The 18,842-nt window shown below is 70.2% G+C and carries 18 protein-coding genes; 10 read left to right on the top strand and 8 right to left on the bottom strand.

The genetic code is table 11. The features are described from left to right. The first annotated feature begins 144 nt into the window (after positions 1-144). Both ABZ876_RS27330 and ABZ876_RS27335 read left to right on the top strand, forming a co-directional pair. A complete protein-coding gene (locus ABZ876_RS27330; protein WP_361786544.1) occupies positions 145-789 on the top strand; it encodes a carboxymuconolactone decarboxylase family protein in 645 nt (214 codons plus the stop codon). Continuing rightward, complete coding sequence (locus ABZ876_RS27335; protein ID WP_361786547.1) at positions 782-1,591, top strand: SDR family oxidoreductase; 810 nt, start codon at positions 782-784, stop codon at positions 1,589-1,591. Before ABZ876_RS27330 ends, ABZ876_RS27335 begins: the two co-directional genes overlap by 8 nt. A 74-nt stretch (positions 1,592-1,665) precedes the next feature. On the opposite strand, the gene ABZ876_RS27340 is transcribed toward ABZ876_RS27335, so the two are convergent. From ABZ876_RS27340 to ABZ876_RS27360, 5 genes are read right to left on the bottom strand one after another with little or no spacing between them, the layout of a single operon-like run. Beyond that, entirely contained in the window at positions 1,666-2,943 is a 1,278-nt protein-coding gene (locus ABZ876_RS27340) for an ABC transporter substrate-binding protein (protein ID WP_361786550.1), read from the bottom strand. Positions 2,944-2,948: 5 nt separating this feature from the next. Beyond that, positions 2,949-4,097 carry a branched-chain amino acid ABC transporter permease gene (locus ABZ876_RS27345; RefSeq protein ID WP_361786553.1) on the bottom strand — a complete coding sequence of 383 codons (1,149 nt, stop codon included), beginning with the start codon at positions 4,095-4,097 and terminating at the stop codon, positions 2,949-2,951. Then, complete coding sequence (locus ABZ876_RS27350; protein WP_361786556.1) at positions 4,094-4,975, bottom strand: branched-chain amino acid ABC transporter permease; 882 nt, start codon at positions 4,973-4,975, stop codon at positions 4,094-4,096. Before ABZ876_RS27350 ends, ABZ876_RS27345 begins: the two co-directional genes overlap by 4 nt. A gap of 5 nt (positions 4,976-4,980) precedes the next feature. Continuing rightward, a complete protein-coding gene (locus ABZ876_RS27355) occupies positions 4,981-5,787 on the bottom strand; it encodes an ABC transporter ATP-binding protein (protein WP_361786558.1) in 807 nt (268 codons plus the stop codon). Next, complete coding sequence (locus tag ABZ876_RS27360; RefSeq protein ID WP_361786561.1) at positions 5,784-6,542, bottom strand: ABC transporter ATP-binding protein; 759 nt, start codon at positions 6,540-6,542, stop codon at positions 5,784-5,786. The genes ABZ876_RS27355 and ABZ876_RS27360 overlap by 4 nt, the downstream gene beginning before the upstream one ends. 188 nt (positions 6,543-6,730) lie before the next feature. On the opposite strand from ABZ876_RS27360, the gene ABZ876_RS27365 reads away from it, so the two are divergent. Both ABZ876_RS27365 and ABZ876_RS27370 read left to right on the top strand, forming a co-directional pair. Further along, positions 6,731-8,026, top strand: a complete 1,296-nt coding sequence (locus ABZ876_RS27365; protein ID WP_361786564.1) for a helix-turn-helix domain-containing protein — start codon at positions 6,731-6,733, stop codon at positions 8,024-8,026. Beyond that, entirely contained in the window at positions 8,023-8,688 is a 666-nt protein-coding gene (locus ABZ876_RS27370; protein WP_361786567.1) for a TetR/AcrR family transcriptional regulator, read from the top strand. The genes ABZ876_RS27365 and ABZ876_RS27370 overlap by 4 nt, the downstream gene beginning before the upstream one ends. A gap of 175 nt (positions 8,689-8,863) precedes the next feature. On the opposite strand, the gene ABZ876_RS27375 is transcribed toward ABZ876_RS27370, so the two are convergent. The 3 genes from ABZ876_RS27375 to ABZ876_RS27385 all read right to left on the bottom strand — a co-directional run bounded on the left by ABZ876_RS27375 (position 8,864) and on the right by ABZ876_RS27385 (position 11,734). Then, positions 8,864-9,556: a TetR/AcrR family transcriptional regulator gene (locus ABZ876_RS27375; protein ID WP_361786570.1), complete on the bottom strand. Its 693-nt coding sequence runs from the start codon at positions 9,554-9,556 to the stop codon at positions 8,864-8,866. A 257-nt stretch (positions 9,557-9,813) separates the two neighbouring features. Further along, positions 9,814-10,455: an HAD family phosphatase gene (locus ABZ876_RS27380; RefSeq protein WP_361786573.1), complete on the bottom strand. Its 642-nt coding sequence runs from the start codon at positions 10,453-10,455 to the stop codon at positions 9,814-9,816. Positions 10,456-10,534: 79 nt separating this feature from the next. Beyond that, positions 10,535-11,734, bottom strand: coding sequence for an acetyl-CoA C-acyltransferase (locus tag ABZ876_RS27385; protein ID WP_361786576.1), 1,200 nt, complete (start codon positions 11,732-11,734; stop codon positions 10,535-10,537). Between the two features lie 358 nt (positions 11,735-12,092). Between ABZ876_RS27385 and ABZ876_RS27390 the strand changes: the two genes are divergently transcribed. From ABZ876_RS27390 to ABZ876_RS27415, 6 genes are all read left to right on the top strand, one after another. Beyond that, positions 12,093-12,932 (top strand): alpha/beta hydrolase, encoded by an 840-nt coding sequence (locus tag ABZ876_RS27390; protein ID WP_361786579.1) that lies wholly within the window; start codon positions 12,093-12,095, stop codon positions 12,930-12,932. Positions 12,933-12,978: 46 nt separating this feature from the next. After that, positions 12,979-13,800, top strand: coding sequence for a hypothetical protein (locus ABZ876_RS27395; protein ID WP_361786582.1), 822 nt, complete (start codon positions 12,979-12,981; stop codon positions 13,798-13,800). 561 nt (positions 13,801-14,361) lie between these two features. Continuing rightward, positions 14,362-15,357, top strand: a complete 996-nt coding sequence (locus ABZ876_RS27400; protein WP_361786711.1) for a GlxA family transcriptional regulator — start codon at positions 14,362-14,364, stop codon at positions 15,355-15,357. After that, positions 15,354-17,132, top strand: coding sequence for a thiamine pyrophosphate-binding protein (locus ABZ876_RS27405; RefSeq protein ID WP_361786585.1), 1,779 nt, complete (start codon positions 15,354-15,356; stop codon positions 17,130-17,132). Before ABZ876_RS27400 ends, ABZ876_RS27405 begins: the two co-directional genes overlap by 4 nt. Then, positions 17,104-17,757, top strand: coding sequence for an SRPBCC family protein (locus ABZ876_RS27410; RefSeq protein ID WP_361786588.1), 654 nt, complete (start codon positions 17,104-17,106; stop codon positions 17,755-17,757). The genes ABZ876_RS27405 and ABZ876_RS27410 overlap by 29 nt, the downstream gene beginning before the upstream one ends. After that, positions 17,754-18,773: a 3-oxoacyl-[acyl-carrier-protein] synthase III C-terminal domain-containing protein gene (locus ABZ876_RS27415; protein ID WP_361786591.1), complete on the top strand. Its 1,020-nt coding sequence runs from the start codon at positions 17,754-17,756 to the stop codon at positions 18,771-18,773. The genes ABZ876_RS27410 and ABZ876_RS27415 overlap by 4 nt, the downstream gene beginning before the upstream one ends. Positions 18,774-18,842 lie beyond the last annotated feature (69 nt).

The raw sequence follows: 18,842 nt of genomic DNA on the forward strand, positions 1-18,842 counted from the left end.
GAGCCGTCGACAACCCCCCGCCCGCGACAGCACAGTGGCACGGCGGCAGAAGAAGTGGATCGGCGCGCACGCAGCGCCGCGCCGACCGACCCCGCTCAGACCCGCCCCGTGGTACCGACCCACCCTGACAGTGCGGAGACCGCCATGACCGACGAGCGCCATCAGCGACAACACCGCGCCGACACCGGCCCACGCCTCGCGCCCCTGCCCGAGGACGGCTGGGACCCGGCCACCCGGGAACTGCTCGCCCCGCTTCCCCGGGACGCCGACGGCCGCCTCGCCAACGTCTTCACCACGTTGGTGCGGCACCCGGACCTCTTCCGGCACTTCCTGCCGTTCGGCAGCCATCTGCTGCGCGAGGGCCGTCTTCCGGACCGGACCCGGGAACTGCTGATTCTGCGCACCGCGTGCAACACCCGGGCCGGTTACGAATGGGGGCGACACGTGCCACTGGCCAGGGCCGCCGGGGTCACCGACGAGGAGATCCGGCGGATCTGCGCGGGCCCGGAAGCCCAGGGATGGCCGCCGGCCGACGCCCATCTGCTGCGTGCGGCCGACGAACTGCACCGGGACGCACGTCTGTCCACGGCCACCTGGTCCGCACTGGCCGCCGGCCACGACGAGGCACAGCTGATCGAAATCACCATGCTCGTCGGTCAGTACCACATGGTCGCGTTCTTCCTGAACTCCGCCGGTACGCGGCTCGAGCCCGCCTACGAAGCGGAGACTCCGCCCGCGCCTCCCGGGACCGGCGCACACGCGGCGGAAGGGGCACACGGCGATGCCTGAGCCCCGGCACAACGCGACCCACCCGGTCGGCCTTCTGGCCGGCCGGAACGTCCTGGTCATCGGCGCGGGCACCCGCCCCAGCGACGATCCGACGGCCCCGGTGGGCAACGGGCGGGCGGTGGCCGTGCTCGCCGCCCGCGCGGGAGCGTCCGTGGCCTGCGCCGACGTCTCCCCCTCCGCCGCGGCGACCACCGCCGCCCTGGTCGGTGAGGAGGGCGCCCGCGGCTTCCCCGTGGTCGGTGACGCCACGGATCCCGGCCAGTCCTCGGCCATGGTCTCCGAGGCCCTTCGCGAACTCGGCGCGCTCGACGCGATCGTGGTCAACGTCGGCATCGGCCTCGGCGCAGGCCTGGCGGACACCTCACCGCAGCAGTGGGAGCGCGTGCTCTCGCTCAACCTGAGCGCCCCCTTCCTCGCCGCCAAGTACGGACTGCCCGCGATCGCCGACGGGGGTTCGATCGTCTTCGTCGGTTCCGTGGCCGGGCTGCGCGCGGCCACCGACTCGCCCGCCTACGACAGTTCGAAGGCCGGCCTGTTCGGTCTCACCCGCCATGTCGCCAAGGAGGGCGGGCCTCGCGGGATCCGCGCCAACCTGGTCGTCCCGGGCCTGATCGACACCCCGATGGGCCGCGAGGCCTCGGCCCGGCGGACGTCGCGTTCCACCTCGTTGAGCCGCATACCGCTCGGACGCGAGGGCACCGCCTGGGAGGTGGCCGAGGCCGTCACCTTCCTGCTCTCCCAGCGCGCCTCCTACATCACCGGGCAGAGCCTGGTGGTGGACGGAGGGCTGAACGCCGTGTGAGCACACCGGTCTCCGGTGACGGGGCAGGGGCGGTCCCCCGCGGTCAGGGCATCGACCGGACCGCCCCCGCCTGCTCACTTCGCCAGTGGACCGAACTCCTCGCGGGTGTCCACCGGCTTGCCGAACAGCTGCCACCGCTCGCCCTTGAACCGCATCAGCTGCATCGTCTCGAGCGGGAAGGCGTCGCCGTGGCCCGTGGACATGGTGACCCCCGGCAGCAGCAGACCGACCTTCACGTTCTTCAGGTTGTGCACCGCGTCCCGCAGTCCTTCCCTGGTCGGGCACTTCATCGTGTCCAGGGCCTTGTGCAGGCTGGAGGCGACGGCCCAGCCGTACGCGTTGAACTGGTTGGCCGGGTCGGCGTCGGGGGCGTACTTGTGCATGGCCTTGGTGTAGGTCTTCACCTCGGGATCGTTCGCCCACTGCGGGTCGGCGGGGTCCTTGAAGTAGGTCGCCGAGACCACGCCCTGCACGTTCTTGAACCCGACGGGCTGGAGCACGGCCGCGGACGAGGCCACGTTGTTCACGATGTGCAGCGGGTTCCACTTGGTGTTCCTGGCGTCGGCGGCGAGGGCCTGGCTGCCGAACTTGGGGGTGGTGACGTCCAGCAGCACGTCGGCCTTGGAGCGGGAGAGGCTCGCCATCTGTGCCGACACGGACGGGTCGGTGACCTCGTAGCTCTCCTGGGCCACCACCTTGATGCCACTGCCGGCGACGGCCTTCTTGAACCCGCCGAGCAGGTCCTTGCCGAAGTCGTCGTTCTGGTAGAGCACCGCGACCTTGGCCTTGCGCCGCTCGTCCTTGAGGTACTTGGCGTACACCCGGGCCTCGGCCACGTAGTTGGGCTGCCAGCCGGTGGTCCAGGGATGCTTGTCGTCCGTGCCCCAGAGGGAGGCACCCGTGGCGACGAAGGGCTGCGGCACCTTCTGCTTGTTGAGGTAGTCCCACACGGCTGCCGTGGACGGGGTGCCCAGGGTCTGGAAGACGGCGAAGACCTTCTCCTGCTCGACCAGTCTGCGGGCCTCTTCGACCGCCTTGGGCGGCTGGTAGCCGTCGTCGCGGACCACGAACTCGACCTTGCGGCCGTCTATGCCGCCCTGTGCGTTGACGTACTTGAAGTAGGCGGCCACGCCCCTGCTGATCGTGCCGTACGCGGAGGCCGGTCCCGACAGCGGGTAGATACCGCCCAGCTTGATGGTCTTGTCGGTGATGCCGGTGGTCTGCTGGCCCTTGCACGCGCCACCGGCGGCGGTGTCCTGGGCGTCCTGCCCTCGCTGGCTGCTACAGGCGGTCGCGGTGAGCAGGGCGGCGGCCGCGACCGCGGCCGCCCGCAAAGCGGTGGTCTTGCGCATGTGATTCATTCCTTTTCCGTGCGGGGCGAGGCGCCCACGGGTTCGGCGTCGGCAGCTGCGGGGTCCGCAGAAGTGAGGGTCGCCGGGGGTATGGATTCGGCCTGGGGCTCCGGCACCTCATCGGGTGCGGGCCCGGCCTTGGGCGTCCGGTCGACGGCAGCGGTGGTACGGATCGGGCGACGGGCGACAGCGCTCCGGATACGGCCGGGCAGACCGGCCAGTCCTGTCGGGGCCACGAACATCACCACGATGATCAGCAGGCCGAACACCACTCCCGGTGCCGCGTCGCTGAGGTCCTGGGACACGCTCGGCACGTACATCACGAACGCCCCGCCCAGCAGGGGTCCGTACAGCGAGGCGAGCCCCCCGACCACCAGGCCGGCCAGCAGGGTGATGGACAGAACGAAGCTGAAGGAGTCGGGTGAGACGAAGCCGATCACCCAGGTGTACAGACACCCGGCAACACCAGCGAACATCGCGCTCCACGCGAAGGCGAGGGTCTTGTGCAGCGACAGCCGCACGCCCATGACCTCGGCGGCGCTCTCGTTGTCCCGCACGGCGAGCAGTGCCCGGCCGGCCCGGGACCGCAGCAGGTTGCGGGCGAGCAGGAGGACCACCGCGGTGACGGCGAGGACGACGAAGTACAGCCACTGGTCCTGGGCCAGCCCGCTCCACGCCGGCGGCTGCAGCTTGTCCACGGTCAGGCCCATGGAGCCGCCCGTCACCGGTTCGAGCCGCTTGAGCAACGGCGGCAGGAACACCGCGAACGAGAGGGTGACCAGCGCCAGGTACAGCCCGCTCAGCCGCAGCGCGGGTACTCCGAACCCGAGGCCCAGCAGGAAGCATCCGGCGGCCGCGACCGGCAGCGTGGCCAGGTGGCCGGTGTCGTACCGGTCGAGCATGACCGCCGCCGTGTAGGCCCCGGCCGCGAAGAACGCGCCGTGCCCGAGCGAGATCTGCCCGCCGTAGCCGACCAGCAGGTTCAGGCCGGACAGCGCGACGGCGTACAGGAGCACCATGGTCAGCTGGAAGACCTGGAAGGGGGCGAAGTAGAACGGTGCGCCGGCGGCGGCCAGCGCCGCGAGCAGCAGGGTGAGCGCGGCCCGCAGCCGCCGGGCCCGGTCGGTGCCGAGTGCCGTTGTGATCGTGCTCATGCGCGCTCCACCGCCGCCCGTCCGAAGAGGCCCTGGGGCCGCACCAGCAGCACGGCCAGGATGATCACCAGCGGTACGCCCACCTTCAGGTCCTCACCGATGACGTCCACGTACGCCCCGGTCAGCGTCTCGGCGACGCCGACGAACAGGCCGCCGACGACCGCACCGACCGGGCTGTCGAAGCCCCCGAGGGTGGCCGCGGCGAACGCGTAGATCAGCACTCCGCCCATCATGTTGGGCTCCAGGAACAGCACCGGGGCGACGAGCACGCCCGACACCGCGCCCACCGTCGCGGCCAGCCCCCAGCCGAGCATCAGAACCCGGCCCACCCGGATGCCCGACAGCCGGGCGGAGGCCGGGTTGCAGGCGACCGCCCGCATCACCAGGCCGGCAGAGGTGTGCTGGAACAGCAGGTACAGCAGCCCCATCACGACGGCCACCACGCCGATGATGCCGAGCGTCGACCAGTCCACACGCACCCCCGACAGGTCGATCCCGCCGTCGGGGAACGGCTGCGGGAAGTCCTTCACGGTGAACGACCAGATCAGGCCCGCCAACGCGTTGACGAAGATGAACAGGCCGACCGTGACGATGACCACCGTCAGCTCGGGCGCGCCCTGCACGGGACGGATGACGATCCGCTCGACCAGCATGCCGCCGGCGAAGGACACCGCGAGGGTGACCGGCAGCGCCAGCCAGAACGGCATCCCGGACGACACCAGCTGCCAGGCGACGTATGTCGACAGCATGGCCAGCTCACCCTGCGCGAAGTTGACGATCCCCGTGAACCGGTGGATCAGCACCAGGGCCAGCGCCAGGCTGGCGTACACCGCGCCGGAGCCCAGTCCTTCCACCACTTGCTGGAGAAGATCGGTCATGGCGCTCACCCGGCCTTGCGGGAGTGGACGGAGACACCGAGGTACACCTCGGCGACCTGCCCGTCCTCGCGGATCTGTGCGGCCGGTCCGGACAGCACCAGGCGGCCGGCCTCCAATACGTGCGCCCGGTGCGCGATGTCCAGCGCGAGCTGGGCGTTCTGCTCGACGACGACCACGGTGGTGCCTTCCTCCTCGTTGACGGCACGGACGATTTCGAACAGCTCACGGGTGACCAGCGGCGCGAGCCCGAGGGACGGCTCGTCCAGGAGCAGCAGCGAGGGCCTCAGCATCAGCGCCCTGCCGATGGCGACCATCTGCTGCTCCCCGCCGCTGAGGCTGCCTGCGGCCTGACCCGACCGCTGGCGCAGCTTGGGGAAGTAGCCGTAGATCCGCTCCAGGTCGGCCGCCACCGCCGCGCGGTCGGCACGGCCCCGCTGCAGGCGACCGGTGCGCAGGTGGGCGCCGATGCGCAGGTTCTCCTCGACGGTCAGGTCGTTGAAGGTGCCCCGGCCCTCGGGCACGTGCGCCACGCCGAGCCGGGCTGCCTGCTCGGGCGAGCGGCCCAGCAGCTCAGCACCGCTCAGGGTGACCGAGCCGCGGCCGCGGACCATGCCGCACAGCGCCCGCAGCGTCGTGGTCTTGCCCGCGCCGTTGGGTCCGAGGATCGCGCACACCTCACCGCGGGCGACGGAGAGGTCGAGGCCCTGGAGCACACGGGCCTGGCCGTATCCGGCGTGCAGGCCGGAGACCTTCAGGAAGTCCGGCTCCGCACTCGCCTCGGCCTCGGTGCGGTCGGTGGTGGGCTCGCTCATGCGGCCACCCCCAGGTACGCCTCGATGACCGCGGGGTCGCGCTGGATGTCCTCCGGTGAGCCGTCGGCGATCTTGCGGCCGAAGTCGAGGCAGACCACCTTGTCGCACAGGCCCATCACGAATCCCATGTGGTGTTCGACGACCACGAGGGTGAGGTCGAAGTCCTGGCGCACCGACCGGACCAGATCCGCGAATTGGTCGACCTCGCCGTGGCTGAGCCCGTTGACGGGTTCGTCGAGCAGCAGCAGTCGGGGCCGTACCGCGAGCGCCCGGGCGAGTTCGACCCGTTTGAGCGTGCCGAACGGCAGGCCGGAGGCGGGGTGGTCGGCGACGTCCGCCAGGTCGAGCCGCCGTAGCAGGTCGTCCGCCTGGTCACGTAGTTCCCTCTCCTCCCGCCGGACGCGGGGCAGCCGGAGCGCCGCGGCGAGGTGTCCGGTGCGCCCCCGGCTGTGGGCGCCGACCATGACGTTCTCCCGGACCGTGAGCCGCGGGAACAGGCCGAGGTTCTGGAAGGTGCGGGCGATGCCGCGCCCGGCCACGGCATGCGGCGGAAGGGCGAGCAGGTCCTCACCCTCGAACTGCACCGTTCCCGCATCGGGGGTGCAGCGCCTGGTGAGGCAGTTGAACAAGGTGGTCTTACCGGCTCCGTTCGGACCGATGAGCCCCACGGCGGTGTCCGGCTCAACGGTGAACGCGACACCGTCCAGTGCCGTGATCCCGCCGAAGCGCACGGTGATACCGTCGACCGCGAGCATGAGTGACGCCCCTTCCGAGGTGCTGGGGGGTGGGCGAGCGTCACAGTAGGTGGGGGCGTTCCAGGCGCACATTGGGTGTGAGCACCCAACTTCTCGGTCGCCGAACTGTGCGCCGCGCACAGGTGCGGGGAGATGTCTCACGCCGAGCCTGTTGACGGAGCACGAGGCGGGCGGCGACGATCGGCGCCATGCCTCGCGGTCCCGCCTTGGGCGCTCCCCAGCTCTCCGAACCTCTCCGCCGCCAGCGGTGGCGGATCCTGCATGCCGTCCACGACCGGGTCGAGGAGGTGGCGGAGACCGCCGTCGAGGTGATGCGCGCGGAGATCCCGTCGTACGCGCTGCAGGACGAGCGGTTCTTCGACGAGGTACGGGAGCAGGTGCTCGAGCACTACCGGATGCAGCTGGCGGCGCTGGCCGGCGACCGCGACATGGCTGCCGAAGACCTGGTCTTCAGCCGCGCGGCAGCCATGCGCCGAGCACGCGCGGGGTTCGCCCTGGAGGACTGGATCAGTGCCTTCCGGGTCGGCCGGCAGGTGCTGTGGGACGCGCTGCTCGACTGCGCGGGAACGTCCGCCGAGGCCCAGCAGGCCGCGCTGTCCCTCGTCACGCCCCTGATGCGGTACGTCGACTACGCCAGCACCCACGCCGCACAGGCCTACATCGAGTACCAGCAGCACGTGGTGGCGGACGCGGACCGGGAGCGACGGGATCTCCTGGACCAGCTCCTGGCCGGCGTGGCACCGACGCGCGGTCCGCTGTCCGCAGCGGCGCAGGCGTACGGCATCGGACCGCGCTCTGCGATGATGGCGGTCGTGGCGGTGTGCGTCGGCGACACGCGCACCGGGGACCTCACCTCGGCCGAGCACGGGTACGCCACCAGCGCGTCGATCAGCGTCGCCGGGCCCTGGGCCGGCAGAACCCTGGTCGTGGTGCGCCATGGCGAGGTGGTGGCCGTGCCGGTGGTCCGGGCCGGCATGAACGCAGAGGACATATGCACCCACTTCGAGGCCGTGCAGCGGCGGCTGGCGCGGGAGGGAACCATGCTCTCCATGGGGATCAGCACGGTCGCACAGGGCGCGTCCGAACTGCCGCGCGCCTATACGGAGGCGCGGGCCGCCCTCGACCTGGTGCCGGGCGGGGGCGGGGTGGCGGCGCTGCCGCGGCTCTCCCCCTTCGACTACCTGGCGCTGCGCGCCGACGACCTCGCCCGCCAGCTGGTCGATCCCCGCGTGCGGGTGCTGCTGGAGGAGGACCGCAGACGCGGCGACACGCTGGCCGCCACCGTCCGGGCCTTCGCGGAGGCGGACCTCAATCTGCGGCTGGCCGCCGACCGACTGCGGGTGCATCACAACACGGCGCACTACCGGTTGCGCCGGATCGAGGAACGCACCGGCCGCAATCCGCGCCGGATCGCCGACCTCCTGGAACTGCTGGTCGCCCTCGCCATCCGCGACGGGGCCGGGGAAGGTGAAGATCGCCAGTGAGCGGCATCGTGGAGTCCGCCGGGACCGAGGCGGCACGTCAACTGCCGGGCGGGTACGGAGACGCGGGCCTGCCGGAGACGCACGCCGGGCAGGACGGAACGGGACGGCGCGCGCTGCTGGACACCGCGCTGGAGGTGTTCACCGAGCGCGGTTACACCGACGCCGGCCTCACCGAGATCGCGGCGCGCTCCGGCATCCCGGCAGGCACCCTCTTCCAGCACTACGGCGGAAAGCGAGGTCTTTACCTCGCCCTGTGGGAGGAGTTCCGGGAGGAGCAGGAGCACCGGACCGCGACCACGCTGAACGCCGAGCGCAGCCGTGGCGTGGACGACCCCATCGCCCTCTTCGTGGCGGGAGCCAGGGCGTACCTGGAGGGCGCCTGGGACAACCGGCGGCTCGCCAGGCTCCTCGCGGAGGACGACGGCCCGGCGGGCTTCGACGCGCTGCGCCGCCAGTGGGACCGCGCGTGGGTACGGCGCAACGCCCGGCTCCTGAAGGTGGACGAGCGTCGACGCGCCGGCCGGGTCCGGGTGAGCGTGTTGACCACCGTCATCGGCGGGGCGGCGCGAGAGCTGGGCGACTGCGGGGACGGGACGGAGGCCCGGGAGATCGTCGACGAGGTGTGCGGCATCCTGATCCATCTTTCGGCACCGCCCGGCTGAAAGGCCGGGCGTATGCCTTTGGCCTTCCGGGCTGGGCGCCTCACGCTCGGGACGCCCACACGGACAAGGCCGCTCGCCCCAGGGATACGAGCGGCGCAGCGAATCGATCGTCAAGGACTTCTGACAGGAGAAGAGAAGAGGTACCCGGCCGTACCGGTGCCACGAGCCCGGCAGATCAGCGGTGACCGGGGAAGCGCAGGGCGTTCGCCCAGAGCCGGGTGACCGTGGACACGAGCCCCTCGAAGTCCACCGGCGCGCCTTCCTCTTGCCCTTCACGGAGCACGAAGGCGTTGTAGGCCATGACGCTGACCATGCCCGACAGCGCGCGGGAGGCCATCAGCGGATCGACCTCACGGTCTGCCACACCCCGCGCCTGCAGGTCGGCGATGCCGCGGGCATTGCGGCGGACGAACGCGTCCGCGCGCCGGCTCCGGAACTCACGGAACTCCGGTTCCACCTGTGCGACCTGCTCGAGCAGCGCCATCAGCTTCGCGTTCCGTTTGTACGCCTGGAGATACGCGCGATTGCTCGCCTCGAGTACCGCATAGGGATCAACGGCACCCTGCACCCGGCCCATGCCGGGGTGCAACATGTCCTCCTGTGCCTCCAGGAGGACGGCGGCAAGCACCTCTTCCTTGTTGGCGAAGTAGGTGTAGAAGGATCCCGCCGCGCATCGGGCCTCCGTGGTGATGTCGGTCAGGCGGGTGTCGAGGTAGCCGTCCCGCTCGAACACCTTCCGCGCGGCCTTCACCAAAGCGGCCCGTGTCCTCGCTCCGCGCTGCGTCGTCGGCGGCTCGCGAAGGTGCGAGAGGGGCGCCACGGGCGGTGCCTTCTCGCTGTCGGTCTCCTCGGGCGCGGTGGTGTCCATCCCCGGAACTGTACTTGAATCCGACGCCATGACCACACCCTGCAAGGCGCGTGGGGCACACAGGCGGCGACGGTCGACGTCCTGGTTTGGCGAGGGTCGGGAGCGCGGGCGGAAACGTCGCCGAGCGCGGTGTCGCGGGCAGGGCCTTCCGAGAGTGTGAGCAGGTGAGGGTGCGGGTCTCGCCCTCGCCGATCGTCGGCTCGGCCCGGCCCCGACATCAAGTCCTCGGACGTCGTGGACGTAGCGGCGTCGACCCGTCAGGCGGTGATCCCGAAGCGCTCGGCGAGCTGGCGGCGGGTGTCGGCGGCATTCGTGTGCAGCACGCCCCCGATTCCGATCCGCGCCGCTCCGTCGAGGTTCTGCTGCAGATCGTCGATCATGACCGCCTCCTCGGGGTCGACACCGAGGCGTTCACATGCGATCGCGTAAATCCGTCGGGAAGGCTTGCGGATCCCGACCTCGCCGGAGATGACGACCACATCGGCGAGAGCGGCGAGGTCGACGCCGTCGTAGGTTCCGTTCCCGAAGGAATTCGACACCAGCGCGACGGGACATCCGGCGGCTCGAAGATCGCCGAGCAGTGTGATCATGTACTGGTCGATCGATATCCCCGCTTGCATCCGGGCCGTGAGCCCCTCGGCCGGTACGTCGACACCGTGGACGCGGAGCCGTTCGGCGAATCCTCGCTCGAAGGCTTCGGCGTCGATACGGCCGCACTCATGGTCGGCCAGCAGGGTGCGTGATGGCTGGTCCCGGCCGAGGAGGTCGAGCGGCAGACGCGGATCGCCACCGAGTGAGGCGCCGAAGTCCGTGAAAGCCCGCAACACGCTGGAGGTGATGACGCCGCCGAAGTCCACCAGGACCGCAGTCCGGGTCTTCTCCACCACGTTCGACGCCATGTCCACGCCCCTCTCTCGCGGTCGGCGGATCGCCGTCCCATGCGGCGGCAGCCGGTTTTCTTCAGCAGGGATGCGCATCTCAGGCGACCTCGAACAGTCCGGCTGCACCCATTCCGCCGCCGACACACATCGAGATCACCACATACCGGACACCACGGCGCTTGCCCTCGATGAGGGCATGCCCCACCAGGCGGGCACCGGTCATTCCGTACGGATGGCCGACCGAGATCGCACCGCCGTTGACGTTGAACCGCTCCGGGTCGATGTGCAGTTCGTCGCGGCAGTACAGCGCCTGGGAAGCGAACGCCTCGTTGAGTTCCCACAGGCCGATGTCGTCGACGGTGAGGTTGTGCTGCTTCAGCAGTTTCGGAATGGCGAACACCGGGCCGATGCCCATCTCGTCCGGTCCGCAACCGGCAACGGTCATACCCCGGTAGACGCCCAGCGGTTCCAGCCCGCGGCGCTCGGCCTCCTTCGATTCCATCAGCACCGACGCCGAAGCCCCGTCCGACAACTGTGAGGAGTTGCCCGCCGTCACGCTGGAATGCGCGCTCACCTGACCGTCGGGCAGCACCGGCGTCAGCCCGGCCAGGCCTTCGAGCGTCGTCGACGCACGGTTGCCCTCGTCCCGGGTCAGCGTGACCTCCTCGTCCCGCACTTCCCCCGACTGCTTGTCGAGCACCTTCTTGACGCTGCCGAGCGCCACGATCTCCTGGTCGAACCGGCCGGCCTCCTGCGCCGCCGCGGTGCGCCGCTGTGACAGCAGGGCGAACTCGTCCTGACGTTCCCGGCTCACGCCGTAGCGTTCGGCGACGACCTCCGCCGTCTGCAGCATCGGCATGTAGATGGCCGGCTTGTGCTCGACCAGCCAGGGATCCGCCGCGCGATGGGTGTTCATGTGGTCGTTCTGCACCAGGGAAATCGACTCGACACCGCCGCCGACGGCGATCTGCATACCGTCCGCGACGATCTGCTTGGCGGCCGTCGCAATGGCCATCAGGCCCGACGAGCACTGGCGGTCGATCGTCATCCCCGACACAGCGTCCGGAAGTCCGGCACGGAGAGCGGCCTGGCGCGCGACGTTGAAACCGGAGGACCCCTGCTGCACGGCGCAGCCGAAGATGACGTCCTCGACCTCGCCTCCCTCCAGGCCCGCGCGCCGCACCACGTACCCAAGGGCATGGGCGGCCAGCTCCTGCGCCTGGGTGTCGTTGAACGCGCCGCGGTATGCCTTTCCGATGGGTGTCCGTGCCGTCGAAACGATGACTGCTTCCCTCATGGCGCCACACTGCTTCCTGTTGTCCGGTACGTCCGGGAGCTTCCGGGCCGGGCCTCCGAGCCCCGTGAGCCGGGCCCGATGCCGGTGAGCGGGACCGAACGCCGACTGCGGCGCCGTGCGTGTTCATCGACCGCCGCCTCCGTTGACCGATGACCGAGTCATGGGGTGACAGGAGCCGGCCTCCGGATCCTCCGAGCTCGGTTATAGTTGAACTTGACGTCAAGTTCAACCGGCCCGAGGGGTGCTCGGGGCGCCCGGGGGTCCGGCGGCCGGATTGCGGCGAGGACCGCATGCCCGGCCTTGACAGTCCACCCCCTTACCGGGAGGGTACCGACCAGTCGGTACGGAGAGGTGGATCGTGGCCGAGCTGAGCATCTCCACTCGTACGGGCGTATTCGATGCGACCGCCGCGGGTCCGCTCGAGGGCCGCCCGGTGCTGCTGCTGCACGGCTTCCCGCAGACGGGGCTGGTGTGGCAACGGCAGATCGCGGCTTTGGCCGCACACGGCTACCGGGTGGTGGCACCCGACCAGCGTGGGTACTCCCCCGGGGCCCGCCCCCGGCGGCCCGAGGACTATCGCATCAGCCTTCTGGTCGACGACGTGGTCGCGATCACCGAGGAACTGGGCTGGTCGGCGTTCGACCTGGTCGGCCATGACTGGGGAGGCGCGGTGGCCTGGTGGACCGCTGACGCGCACCCCGCACGCGTGCGCACCCTGACGGTCGTCTCGACCCCACACCCCGGCGCTCTGGCCACCACGCTGCGCTCCGACCACGATCAGCGCGAACGCTCGCGCTACATGATCGACTGGCGCGAGACACCCACGACCGAAGAGCGCATGCTCGCGCACGACGCCCAAGGGCTTCGCGCCCTCTACGCCGGAAAGGTCCCGCAGGACAGTGCCGAGGCCTACGTGGGGCACATGTCCCAGCCGGGCGCTCTCACCGCGGCGCTGAACTGGTACCGGGCCGGCCGCCCCGACGGTGCGATCGGCGTCATCGATGTGCCCACGCTGTACGTCTGGAGCACACAGGACAGCGCGTTCGGCCCGACGGCCGCACAGGAGACCGGACGGTGGGTCAGCGGGCCGTACCGGTTCGAGACCCTCCAGGGCGTCAGCCACTGGGTTCCCGAGGAGGCGCCCGAGACGCTGAACCGTCTGCTGCTCGACCATCTGCCGGCGCACGGCGAGTACTGAGCCACAGCGAACACCCCGTTCGTCGACTCCTCGAAGAGGTGATCCCGTGAAGACAGCACGCGCGGCCTGGCGCCGCCTGGAGCCCGTACACGCCATGATCTACTTCGTCCCGGAGGGAAGGCGACGGTACGCAGACCTCGGACTGAGCCGGCGCGCCGGGTACTTCGCCTCCCGGAGCGCCGCCTTTGGCCGAGCATCCGCCGAGCTGGTCATCTCGACCTTCTACAACTTCAACCCCGCTGTCGTACGGCAGGCGGTCGACGGGGCCTGGGACACCGCGACGCCGCAGCAGGTGCTGGACGCGCGGTACGCCGCTGTGGGCGAGGCCCTGCGGCGGGCGGGAATCCACGAGCTGGCCTCCTTGGACGAGGTCCTGGCCCTGACCCGCCGGGCCTCCGAGGCGGCCTGCGACCACGCGCAGGGCCGCCCGCTGTTCGCCGCCCATGCGGCACTGCCTTGGCCCAAGGAGCCGGTACTCCAACTCTGGCACGCCCAGACGCTGCTCCGGGAGTTCCGCGGAGACGGACATGTCGCGTGCCTGCTGAGCGAGGGCGTCGGAGGCTTGGAGGCCCTGATTCTGCATGCCGCCACCGGTGAGGTTCCGGTCGACTTCCTCAAGGCGAGCCGCGCATGGCCCGAGGAGGAGTGGGCCGAGGCCGAGGAACACCTGCGCAGGCGAGGTCTCCTCGACGGCGACTCCCTCGGCCCAGAGGGCGTACTCCTGCGCCGGCACATCGAGGACCGCACCGATCGCCTGGCCCTTCCCGCCTACGCCGCCCTGGGTGACGCCGGCTGTGAGCGTCTCGCCGAACTCGCCGGCCCCTTCGGCCGCGCCGTCGTCGAAGCCGGCCTCCTCAAGCTCGGCTGACCGGGCCCCTACCCCACCGCCTTGTGCTTGAGTGGCGCCTGCGGGGCAGAAGGGGTGGCCACTCTTGGATCGCCTTGCGCAACGCAATCGTAGGCGCAACCACGTTTCCTCCCCTCGGGCAACCGCCACAGCATGGCGCGCTTGGGGCAGTCAAGGTTTCGAGTTTGCGCAGGTGGAGCCTCAGGGCGGCCGGTGATGCCGTACTTCGCCTTCGTGGGCTGGAGTCGAACACCAGGGTGTGGACCGGCCTCAGATGTTCGAACCGGGCGGTCGATTCGCGGAGCGCGCACTGTGAAGCGCCCGGGGTCGAAGCGCTCCGGATCCGGCCACCGTGTCGACGCCTGTGCGCCTCTGGCATCGCACTGCCTACGGCACGAAGACCATTCGGCTCTCTGTGAGTTGCCTCACCCACCTCTGTCCGTTCCCCAGCACAAACGGGCTGGCCAGCACCCCTCTCACCTGTTCGCCGACTGCCTGTTGGCCGGATACGTCAATAATCTGTCATTGCAGCCAGTGTGATGCTCGATACAGGCTGTGACCGTGTTACAGCGACGTGTTGTTGTGGTGGTGTACACGGGCGCGATGGCCCTGGACATCACCGGACCGATTGAAGTGTTCGATACGGCCAACCGGCTCCTTCCCCCGTCGGGCGCCCCCTACCGGATCGACCTGGTCTCCCCCGATGCACCACTGGTGCGCACGAGTTCAGGGGTGACGGTGGAAGCCTCACCCCTGGATGCAGGGCAGGGTGCCATCGACACGCTTCTCGTGCCGGGCGGGTGGAGTCTCGGCGACGCGCTTCGGGACCGGGCGCTGGTCTCCTGGATCGGCCAGGCAGCGGCCCGGTCACGAAGGGTCGCCTCCGTATGCGGCGGATCCTTTCTGCTGGCCGAGGCGGGACTTCTGAACGGCAGACGCGCCACCACGCACTGGGCGTACAGCGAGGCGATGGCCTGCCGTTATCCGAGGGTGACGGTGGACGCCGAGCCGATCTTCGTCTGGGACGGCCCCTTCGTGACCTCGGCGGGCGTGTCGACCGGGATCGACATGGCGCTGGCCCTGGTGGAGGCCGACCACGGTGCGGCGCTCGCGCTGGAGACGGCACGGTTCCTGGTGCTTTTCCTGAAGCGGCACGGAGGCCAGTCCCAGTTCAGCGCCGTCCTTGACGCCCAGTTGGCCGACCATCCGCCGATCCGGACCGCACAGGAATGGATTCTGGACAACCTGCACAACCCGTTACCCGTCGCCGAGCTCGCCCGGCGGGCCAACATGAGCCTGCGCAACTTCGCCCGGGTCTTCAGACGCGAGGTGGGCACGACGCCCGGCCAGTACGTCGAGCGGACACGCATCGCCCGCGCACGCGAACTGCTGGAAACCACCGACCTGACGATCAGTCAGGTGGCGAGCCGTTGCGGATTCGCGGCCACAGAGACCTTCTTCCGCTCCTTCGGACGAACCCTGGGACTGACCCCGAAGGAGTACCGGCACCGCTTTCAGGTCATTTCGCCATCCGGCCTCATCAACCGGCGGCATGAGACGGACAGGAGCCCAGCATGATCCCCCCGACCTCGGACACACCCGAGGCAGGAACGGTACGCCTGGTCGACTACCTGGCCGGGGAACTCGCCAGGGCCGGCGTCACCCATGTGTTCGGCGTCGGCGGCGCGAACATCGAGGACCTGTACGACGCCGTGCACCGCGACGGCACCATTCGCGGCGTCGTCGCCAAGCACGAGTTCTCCGCCGTCACGATGGCCGACGGATACGCCCGGACCACCGGGCGCCTCGGCGTCGTCGCCGCCACCTCGGGCGGCGGTGCGATGAACCTGGTGCCCGGTCTGGCGGAGGCGTATGCCTCCCGGGTACCCGTGCTGGCCCTGGTGGGCCAGCCGCCGAACGGCCAGGCGGGCCACGGGGCGTTCCAGGACTCCAGCGGCAAGGGAGGCTCCTTCGACGCCGCGGAGGTCTTCACACCGGTCTCCCGGTTCTGCGCCCGCGTCGAGGACGCGGACTCGCTCCTCGAGTTGCTGCCCCGGGCGGTGGAGGCGGCACAGACGGATCCGCGGGGACCGGCGGTGCTGCTGCTGCCCAAGGACGTGCAGGAGGCGCGGATTTGGTCGCCCGGCCGCGGCGGAGCGCCGGCACCGGACGTGCCGACGCCCGCATCGGGGGCATCTGCGGCACCGCTCGACACCTCGGCCCTCGCCGCGGTGTCGGACACCCTCCGCAAGGCCGGCCGGGTCCTCGTCATCGCCGGAGAAGACGTCGCCGCCGGGGACGCACGAGCGGAACTGGCCGAGCTGGCTCGGAATCTCGGGGCGTGGGTGGCGGTCACCCCCGACGCCAAGGACGTCTTCGACAACCGTGATCCCCGGTTCGCCGGCGTAGCCGGGGTGATGGGCCATGCCAACGTCGAGGACTGTCTGCGGCGGGCCGACGTATGCCTGCTGGTCGGCACCCGGCTGCCGCTCCTGGCACGCGGCGGCCTTGAGCGTGCCCTGGCCGCCACCGAGGTCGTGTGCCTCGGTCCCGAACCGCCGTTCGTGCCGGGGACCGCACTGCGAGGGGACCTGCGGGAGGTGCTGCGCGCGGTGACCGGCCGGCTGCCGCCGCGCCCGCATGCCTGCCCCCCGCACGCCGGTCCCCTCCCCATGCCCGTGCCGAGCCCGGTTTCCCGGGCCCCCGGGAAAACCATCGGCTACGCCCAGGCGATCGCCGCGGTGGAGGCGGCACTTCCGCAGTGCGCCCACGTCTTCGTGGACGCCGGCAACGCAGGTGCCAGCGCGGTCCATCTCCTCCCGGCACCGCGCCACGGCCGCTTCGTGGTGGCGGTCGGCATGGGCGGCATGGGCTACACCTTCGGTGCCGGCATCGGCGCCGCACTCGCCACCGGACGGCGCACCTACGTCCTCGCCGGCGATGGGTCCTTCTTCATGCACGGGATGGAAGTGCACACCGCCGTCGAGTACGCCGCACCCGTGACCTTCGTCATCTTCAACAACAACGCCCACGCCATGTGCGCACTGCGTGAGGAGTTCCTCCAGGGCGGCATCCGCAGCGACGACCTGTTCCGCCGGACCGACCTCGCCGCCGGAGTGGCCGCCGCGTTCCCGTCCCTCGACGTCACCGGAGCCGGCGACGCGGCGCAGTTGCGCCAGGCGCTGCTGCGCAGCAACACGAGCGGCGGCCCGGCGTTCGTCGCGCTGGACTGCGACCCGGGGGAGATTCCTCCGTTCCTTCCCTTTCAGTCCTTCACCACAACCACCGACAGCGCTGTACGCCCCGACACCAAGGAGAATTCGGATGAGCGAGGAGCCGTCCACGTTGGCTGACATCCCCGGCCTGATGCGGATCGAGAACCCCGGCAAGGAGGAGCTGACCGCCCACTGCATGGAGCTCACTCACGCCGTCTACCCCCATCATCAGGTCTACGGGCAGTACTGCACCATCCACGAGTACGTCGACTGCCCGCCCGAGCTGACCTACGAATACCTCCGGCAGGGCCACCACCTGGAGGAGTGGACCTGCAGCCTGCGGGACTTCGCACTCACCGGCACACCGGGGCTGTGGGTCGGCCACGACCGGCTCGAGGAGGACACCAGGATCTACTGCAAGGTGACCGCCCACCCCGAGGCCATGACCGTGGACTATCACTGCTCCTGGGACCAGGGCGAGAAGCTGTGGATGATCTACCTCATGCGCGTCGTACCGGCCCGCCTGGTGCTCGACAAGCCGGGATCGGTGATCACTTGGACCAACTGCCGGCACCCGTACTACGACGCCAACCCGCACCCCGACAAGGCCCCCCGCCCCGGCCGGCCCTGGGTGGGCGACTACTGGGACCTGTTCTACGCGGGGCACACGGTGGAGATGAACAACCTCAAGGCCATCCTGGAGTACCGCCACCGCAACGGCCTGCCCGTCAGTGTGGCTCCGGCGAGGTCGGTGGCGCGGTGACCACGGTCAGCCTCACCGACGTCGCCAGTTACCTTCCCGGCGAGCCTGTTCCCGCGGAGTTCTACACCGACTGTCCCGGAGCCGAGGACAAGCTCCGCAACCATCCCATGTTCAAGGTCCCGCCGTTCCGGCACCACGTGGCCCCGGACGAGACCAACGCAGACATGGTCGAGCGTGCCGTACAACCCCTGATCGAACGGCACGGCAGGGCCGCGATACGAGACGTCGACGTGCTGTTGGTGCACAGCCAGCTGCCGGACCTGCCGTTCGTGGGCGCGGGCACCGAGGTGGCGCGCCGACTGGGCCTGAAGCCGGAGTGGCTCGTCGACGTGGCCAACGCGGGCTGCGCCTCCTTCGTGTACATGCTGAAGCTGGCCCGGCAGATCCTCACCACCACCGACGCGAAGACCGCCCTGATCTGCAATGCACAAAGCGCCGCGGGCCAGTGCTTCACGCAGTCCGAGGTACGCAGGCTCGCCCAGGCGGCGATCCCGGGCGACGGCTGCGGTGTGGGGTATGTGACGAAGTCGTCCGACGCACCGGTCCTCGACGTCGAGACCCGGCACATCGGCGAGTACGCCGGGGACATGACCGTGGCGGTCGACGACGGCCGCAAGTACTGGGAACCCGGAGAGTCCCAGTTACGGATCGGGTTCACCGACGCCAGCGTCGCCAAAGTCCTGGCACGCGGCAACCGCCTGGTGCCGGAGGTGGTCACGGACCTGTGCCGACGGCTCGGTGTGGCGACCAGCGGCATCGACGTCCTCATCACCAACCAGCCGAACCGCACCTTCCTGCGGAACTGGCGAGAGGCGCTGCAACTGCCGGCCGAACGGCACCTGAACACCTTCGACGAGTACGGGAACCTGTTCGGCGCGGCGATCCCGATCACCCTGGACCGCGCGATCAGCTCCCGGCGGGTCGAGGACGGCAATCTGGTGGTACTCGGAGGATTCGCACACGCGGGCGACTTCGCCGGTGCCGTCGCCGTCCGCTGGCACGGTGGACGAGGCTGAGCCATGGACATCCCCGTACTGCACCGGCTCACCCGGAACGGTTGCCGTCGGGTACGCGGACCGGGGACC

The organism is Streptomyces sp. NPDC046931 (assembly GCF_040644655.1).
Lineage (GTDB): Bacteria > Actinomycetota > Actinomycetes > Streptomycetales > Streptomycetaceae > Streptomyces.

Coding starts and splice junctions, on each gene's coding strand:
- ABZ876_RS27345 (WP_361786553.1), bottom strand. CDS start 4,097: ATGAGCACGATCACAACGGCACTCGGCACCGACCGGGCCCGGCGGCTG.
- ABZ876_RS27385 (WP_361786576.1), bottom strand. CDS start 11,734: ATGAGGGAAGCAGTCATCGTTTCGACGGCACGGACACCCATCGGAAAG.
- ABZ876_RS27330 (WP_361786544.1), top strand. CDS start 145: ATGACCGACGAGCGCCATCAGCGACAACACCGCGCCGACACCGGCCCA.
- ABZ876_RS27360 (WP_361786561.1), bottom strand. CDS start 6,542: ATGCTCGCGGTCGACGGTATCACCGTGCGCTTCGGCGGGATCACGGCA.
- ABZ876_RS27350 (WP_361786556.1), bottom strand. CDS start 4,975: ATGACCGATCTTCTCCAGCAAGTGGTGGAAGGACTGGGCTCCGGCGCG.
- ABZ876_RS27405 (WP_361786585.1), top strand. CDS start 15,354: ATGATCCCCCCGACCTCGGACACACCCGAGGCAGGAACGGTACGCCTG.
- ABZ876_RS27380 (WP_361786573.1), bottom strand. CDS start 10,455: ATGGCGTCGAACGTGGTGGAGAAGACCCGGACTGCGGTCCTGGTGGAC.
- ABZ876_RS27365 (WP_361786564.1), top strand. CDS start 6,731: ATGCCTCGCGGTCCCGCCTTGGGCGCTCCCCAGCTCTCCGAACCTCTC.
- ABZ876_RS27335 (WP_361786547.1), top strand. CDS start 782: ATGCCTGAGCCCCGGCACAACGCGACCCACCCGGTCGGCCTTCTGGCC.
- ABZ876_RS27340 (WP_361786550.1), bottom strand. CDS start 2,943: ATGCGCAAGACCACCGCTTTGCGGGCGGCCGCGGTCGCGGCCGCCGCC.
- ABZ876_RS27355 (WP_361786558.1), bottom strand. CDS start 5,787: ATGAGCGAGCCCACCACCGACCGCACCGAGGCCGAGGCGAGTGCGGAG.
- ABZ876_RS27410 (WP_361786588.1), top strand. CDS start 17,104: ATGAGCGAGGAGCCGTCCACGTTGGCTGACATCCCCGGCCTGATGCGG.
- ABZ876_RS27375 (WP_361786570.1), bottom strand. CDS start 9,556: ATGGACACCACCGCGCCCGAGGAGACCGACAGCGAGAAGGCACCGCCC.